The following is a 5,149-nucleotide window of genomic DNA, read 5'->3' as shown; positions in this document are numbered from 1 at the left end:
GGGCATTTTTTTTGAACACAATCGAGTACTTCAAACGATGTTGCCTCTGGTTTTAGACTTTTTCTTGCCAAGTTTTCGTACCATTATTTCGCTACAAGGTCAAGATTACAGGATTTTTACTCTTCTCTAGTAAGTTTTACCACACTAGGATAAGTCATCATTGACCCAACCCAGGTGCCTACATAGCGTTGCTTCTGTGGGTCATATCCGAGCGTTATTATCATTGTTGCCGCACCACCACAAGGCATTTCGCCCTGTCCTTCACCTACAACCCAGAGTCCACCGATTGATCGCACACTTTCCGTTCCTGTTGCTCTTTCAGGTGGTTGATCTGGATTCATCATCGCCTCTGTTTCATAAGTCCACTCACCGACGAGTTTCTGTAGCCACTGATGTTCCTTTTGTGGCTCAATATTCATTGTTGGCTCCTGCTGTGTTTTGGCTGTCTCCATTGCTTTAGCTCCTTTTGATGAATCAATCATTGAGAAATTGAGGAATGCGATTAGCGCGAATTGTAACACCGTCAGCAAAGCCACCCCAAGGGGCTAGAAACGGCGTAAAATGATGGAAATTCTCGACTTAATAGTACATAAATACTATCACGAATTGGCTAATCGAGGTTTATGACTGGCAGATTGACGAAAACGTTCTACTTTTGCTGGCTCTGCCCTACGGCAATGCGATCACATTTTCATGATGCCAATCTGCTCGGTTCACGCGATAAACTAAGCAGTCATCGCTACCAAATCGTCGAGACTCAACAAATTGGAAACCAAAACGTTCATAAAAGCGGTGAACACGGGTATTGCCAGCAAGTGGATCGACGAGTACAGCCATCACTTTCGGATCAGCAAAACATCGAGTAAGTGCAAGCTGCATCATTTGGGTTCCATAACCTTTACCCAAATCAATCTCTTCCCCAATCCAGATATCAATCGCGCGAAGATTCGCCGGAACATCACCCCAGTAGTGACTATCCTCACATGCCGGATCGATGATCTGAATAAATCCGATGGGACGACGATCAATTTCAGCAATCAATTGCTCTCTCCATTCGGGGGTGCGGTCAAGTTCTACTTCCCAGCCCCAGTCATCGTTAGGATCGGAGTCAATCACGTGAGGTTGGTCATCCCAATGTCGCAGCAGATCCAAATCAGCCAAGGTAGCAAGGCGGAGGTTTATCCTCATCTGAGGTTGCGGGGCATAGTTCATGCTGGTTCTCCTATATTTTCAGTAACCTCCTGGACGAGTCGAATCACGACACCGTTGGTGTTGCTGATGGTGAGCCTTACTGGAATGGGTATTTGGGGCAGTGAGTGGCAGATTTGGGTTAACTTTGCCACGGGGTGTACGCCTGTGGTCTGTAATTGGCTCTTTGCTGTGTAGGTCAAAGTAGTTGACTGTTCTACCAAAAGCGTTCCTGTGGGTCGGTTATTTTGCAGTTTCCCAGTTTGGAGAAAATAATCTCTATTGCCTTGCCCTTGAAAAAAACAACTGTTCACTGTTAACTTTTAGAGGAGCGCGATTTGCCAGGATGGCTGCGGTAATCCTACTTGATGGCAAAGTTAGACGGGTCTTGATCTCTTCGATGCTTAGTGGGAATGGGGGCTGGCTGCCCATCACCCGCAAGGGCTGCGGTTTTTTCCAGGGATTCCCTCAATCGCTTGGCTGCGTAGATAGACATATCTCGTGGTACATTAATGCGATCGCGCAAATATCGGAGAGCGACATCAGAACCCGATGGAGGTACACAGTCTTCACCTGTCATCATCTGTGTTAAAGCACAACGTAGCGCTTGATCAAACAATTTATCATCTAAGGGGTTGACTTGGATAATATTAATGCGGTGTTCGATAGTTCGTTGAAGAGCTTCCATACGGGAGTTTTCGGGCTCTGGATAAGTAACATCTGGTAGCCCAAACCAGGGGCCGTTATCCACTCGTGTTTTATTGAGAAGCATCTGGGTTTCGCCGTTTTCCCAACAGCCCCCCATCTGGGGCGGCAAATCATGTACGTGGGTGTGAAAGTCGCTCTGGGTACCGCAGTAGGTAGTTCGGCTTTCCATTGCGGCAAACCATGAACTCAAACAAGGGTTTTCCTCGCGCAGTGAGTAGCCCTTGTAGTAGTAAAGGCTCGCATTCATCCGTTCAAGATATGGCGTAAAAATGACATCGACGATGCCGAAGCCCGATAGAAAGTAAGGGCTTGGGGTGCGACCCAGAGCCTCCTCTACCCTAGCCACCACGGCCATAAATTGTTCTCGGTTGAATTGTTCTTGTTGAGAGGAACCAGCTTTTGAACACAGCCAAGCGCACCAGGCTCTAAATAAAAGTCGTTCTAATTGACGTAGTGGAAGCACCGTGCGGTCTTCCATGCCTTGGTTCAATGGAGCAAATACCTTTTCCAAAGCGATCAAAATGTCATCGCTTTCCTTAATAATCCCTCCATCTAGCTCGATCGCGGGGAGCATTCCTGATGGTACCTTACGTTTGTACCAACTTTCTTTCTCCCCATAGCAGAACATTGTCACTTTTTCGATGCGGTAGGGGATCTGTTTTTCCTCTAGCCATAACCAAACTTTTTGACAGTAAGGACACCAGGCGTGGTTATCGCGGTATAGCGTTACCCGCACATCAGACTCCGGTTGACCAAATAACCGCAACCGGGCTTTCGCGTTGGTGAGACCATTAACGGTATCTATTTGATAGTCCGTGAGAGTTTCTAGTTCTTGCCAGCTTAAGGGTGCGATCGCCATAGTGAGGGTGAGTTACGTAGGGAAATACTTGGGACTTTTCTTGACTCTACAATATTTTCAATTACATCAAGGTTTAATTTCCACTCTCAAGCGGGAATGTTGCGGTAATCTGTAGCTTGAATTTAAATTTGCTTATCCTGAATGCCGATTAGCTTAGTAGCCAAGTTCCACTGTCAGGTGATGTCAATCAAGAAACTGGTGCTGGGGAATGACAGCAAACTGTTTATCACATAACGAATTGAGTTAAGTTGGCTAGAGGGAAACTCTATAATGATGTTATTTTGTACAAGCTAAACTCATTAACGGTACGGCACGTAATTCTAATAGCTTGTATTATTTAATACAAATATTTTTTGAAAATTACCTTTTGTCTTTTAATTTATCTTTAATTACTCACAATCATTTATGTCTTTTGGTTGTGCGACTTGAATCTACCTGCAATAAACTCTCGCTTACTTAGATGTTTTGTTGCACGTTTGTTAACTCGCTCTCGCCACATCCGGTAACTAGATTCTTTCATTTCACGCTTCATTAAAGCAATTACCTGTTTCTCAAGCAGTCCAAACTGAGATTCAATGGCTTCCATAGGTGTCCTATCTTCCCATGCCATTTCAATGATCCGCTCAATGGTTTCAGAATTTAGATCAGGTAATTTCATTTCTTTTCTAGCCTTTATTTAACTACTTTTCTTTGAAATTATTTCTTAGAGTCCGTCACAGCCCGTAAATAGTAGGACTCGGCTAACTTGTTTTTATATCTTAGATGTTTAGCTGTTGAGTTGGTGTCATAATCTTTATTCAGTTTGCTGATTTCAAACCAGACAATTATCGTAACTTACCTGTTTTTGCACAGTATTGTGATAATTCTTGTGTTTCTGTTGACGTGAGATTTACTGTCAATCGTTTGACTGCCCATTTTTTATTCACCAGAAAAAATCGCCTCTCTCCTCTCCTCAGCCGATACTGAAATCTCAAACCTAGAAAAACAATTCGCAGCTTATAAACAACAAAAACGCGGATTAATGCAGCAACTATTAACAGGTAAAAAACGAGTCAAAATAGACGAACCCCAGATGCAGAAAGTATAATAAAATTATCCCCACTCAACTCCCGTATGACTCTCAGCGAAATTTTATCCACAGTCAACCAACTATCACATCAAGATAAACTACGACTAATCCATTTTCTCTTATTAGCAGTTGCCAAAGAAGAAGGATGTAGCCTAGAAACAAGTGACGCAGAGAATATACTTTTAAATCAACTCGCCTCAACCAGTGCCACAGTCTGGTCGCCTCAAGCGGATAATAGGTCAATTCAAGCCTTATCAGACCTGTTAGCAACAGCAAAAGAACAGTCCAATGCTTGACCATCAGCGTTTTTTATTCACAGAGAGAACCGATAGTTTTGGGCGAGTCAGTACTATGCCTTATTTACCATTGACCCTTAGTAATGGCAATAAATCTTTAGAAGTCGTGGCATTATTAGATACAGGTGCAAGTGTAAATGTTCTGCCATATCAAATTGGATTAGAACTAGGAGCAGTTTGGGAACAACAAACCGTACCAATAATTTTAAGCGGAAATTTGGCTGAAAACGAAGCACGGGGGTTAGTTGTATCGGGTAAAGTTGCTAACTTTTCGCCGATATTGCTGGCATTTGCTTGGACTCAATCAAGAGATGCGCCTATAATTCTTGGAAACATGAACTTTTTTGCAGAATTCAATGTATGTTTTTATCGCCATGAATTAGCTTTTGAAGTTTGTCCAAGAATTATAGGGGATAAATAACTGACAAACGGTGTTCCTTTTCAAATCAACCCCCACTAATAAAATCAACGGCAGTCAAATCAATCAATGGGTTACGATGCTTGACCTAGACCCTGATGAATACCTGTTTGAGTTGACTAGGTGGAAGAAGCCCCTGAACCCTCGGTGGTACTTCTCTGTCTTAGAGAACAAGCAAAAACAAGCTGCAAAAATTAGCTCAACTCATGACAGATTCCCCGCAGTGGACTGGATGGATGGCGTGATAAATTTGGGCACAGAAAGCGATCGCTCAAAGGTCAGTTCCTCCCAAGCAAAAAGAACTAACTCTTATCGAGCATCCAGGGATTACTAACTATGGGGAAACATTTAGTATCTTTGGATCTGTAACTAAATTCGGTTCCATATTCTTTGACACAATATCACAGTCAATACCCCCTAATATTAGATGGGGCGGCTCAAAGCCGTTTGAACTTTTTCTGGAGAAATCTCAATGACCATTTCAATGTACCAAGCTTTAATACCCGTCAGGGTTAGCGCGTCTCAAAGCCTATTGACAAGAGGACTTGCCTGATCAGCAATCTTTGTTGGAAACAAAGTGACACCATCCGAGGTAGGGTAAGATTTAATTC

General features: G+C 43.2%; 8 protein-coding genes. 3 read left to right on the top strand and 5 right to left on the bottom strand.

What is annotated here, in order from left to right:
* Positions 1-116: 116 nt before the first annotated feature.
* The 5 genes from HWQ36_RS20345 to HWQ36_RS20325 form a co-directional block, all read right to left on the bottom strand.
* Entirely contained in the window at positions 117-452 is a 336-nt protein-coding gene (locus tag HWQ36_RS20345) for a DUF1579 domain-containing protein (protein ID WP_292705661.1), read from the bottom strand.
* Between the two features lie 217 nt (positions 453-669).
* A complete protein-coding gene (locus tag HWQ36_RS20340) occupies positions 670-1,212 on the bottom strand; it encodes a GNAT family N-acetyltransferase (protein ID WP_292705659.1) in 543 nt (180 codons plus the stop codon).
* Entirely contained in the window at positions 1,209-1,502 is a 294-nt protein-coding gene (locus HWQ36_RS20335; protein WP_292705658.1) for a hypothetical protein, read from the bottom strand. The genes HWQ36_RS20340 and HWQ36_RS20335 overlap by 4 nt, the downstream gene beginning before the upstream one ends.
* 47 nt (positions 1,503-1,549) lie before the next feature.
* Entirely contained in the window at positions 1,550-2,755 is a 1,206-nt protein-coding gene (locus HWQ36_RS20330; RefSeq protein WP_292705656.1) for a glutathione S-transferase family protein, read from the bottom strand.
* A 403-nt stretch (positions 2,756-3,158) separates the two neighbouring features.
* Positions 3,159-3,413, bottom strand: coding sequence for a TIGR03643 family protein (locus tag HWQ36_RS20325; RefSeq protein WP_292705654.1), 255 nt, complete (start codon positions 3,411-3,413; stop codon positions 3,159-3,161).
* A gap of 455 nt (positions 3,414-3,868) precedes the next feature.
* On the opposite strand from HWQ36_RS20325, the gene HWQ36_RS20320 reads away from it, so the two are divergent.
* From HWQ36_RS20320 to HWQ36_RS20310, 3 genes are all read left to right on the top strand, one after another.
* Positions 3,869-4,120 (top strand): hypothetical protein, encoded by a 252-nt coding sequence (locus HWQ36_RS20320; RefSeq protein ID WP_193950991.1) that lies wholly within the window; start codon positions 3,869-3,871, stop codon positions 4,118-4,120.
* Positions 4,113-4,541 carry a hypothetical protein gene (locus tag HWQ36_RS20315; protein ID WP_292705652.1) on the top strand — a complete coding sequence of 143 codons (429 nt, stop codon included), beginning with the start codon at positions 4,113-4,115 and terminating at the stop codon, positions 4,539-4,541. Before HWQ36_RS20320 ends, HWQ36_RS20315 begins: the two co-directional genes overlap by 8 nt.
* A 76-nt stretch (positions 4,542-4,617) precedes the next feature.
* Positions 4,618-4,872 carry a hypothetical protein gene (locus HWQ36_RS20310; protein ID WP_292705651.1) on the top strand — a complete coding sequence of 85 codons (255 nt, stop codon included), beginning with the start codon at positions 4,618-4,620 and terminating at the stop codon, positions 4,870-4,872.
* The last annotated feature ends 277 nt before the right edge of the window (positions 4,873-5,149 follow it).

The sequence above is a fragment of the Nostoc sp. NMS2 genome, from assembly GCF_017115105.1.
Lineage (GTDB): Bacteria > Cyanobacteriota > Cyanobacteriia > Cyanobacteriales > Nostocaceae > Nostoc.
The sequence above is the reverse complement of the archived record's forward strand: the minus strand, read 5'-3'. Positions and strand labels throughout refer to the sequence as shown.

Excerpts from the sequence above, each read along its gene's own strand:
- HWQ36_RS20325 (WP_292705654.1), bottom strand. The coding sequence starts at position 3,413 with ATGAAATTACCTGATCTAAATTCTGAAACCATTGAGCGGATCATTGAA.
- HWQ36_RS20330 (WP_292705656.1), bottom strand. The coding sequence starts at position 2,755 with ATGGCGATCGCACCCTTAAGCTGGCAAGAACTAGAAACTCTCACGGAC.
- HWQ36_RS20340 (WP_292705659.1), bottom strand. The coding sequence starts at position 1,212 with ATGAACTATGCCCCGCAACCTCAGATGAGGATAAACCTCCGCCTTGCT.
- HWQ36_RS20310 (WP_292705651.1), top strand. The coding sequence starts at position 4,618 with ATGCTTGACCTAGACCCTGATGAATACCTGTTTGAGTTGACTAGGTGG.
- HWQ36_RS20320 (WP_193950991.1), top strand. The coding sequence starts at position 3,869 with ATGACTCTCAGCGAAATTTTATCCACAGTCAACCAACTATCACATCAA.
- HWQ36_RS20315 (WP_292705652.1), top strand. The coding sequence starts at position 4,113 with ATGCTTGACCATCAGCGTTTTTTATTCACAGAGAGAACCGATAGTTTT.
- HWQ36_RS20345 (WP_292705661.1), bottom strand. The coding sequence starts at position 452 with ATGGAGACAGCCAAAACACAGCAGGAGCCAACAATGAATATTGAGCCA.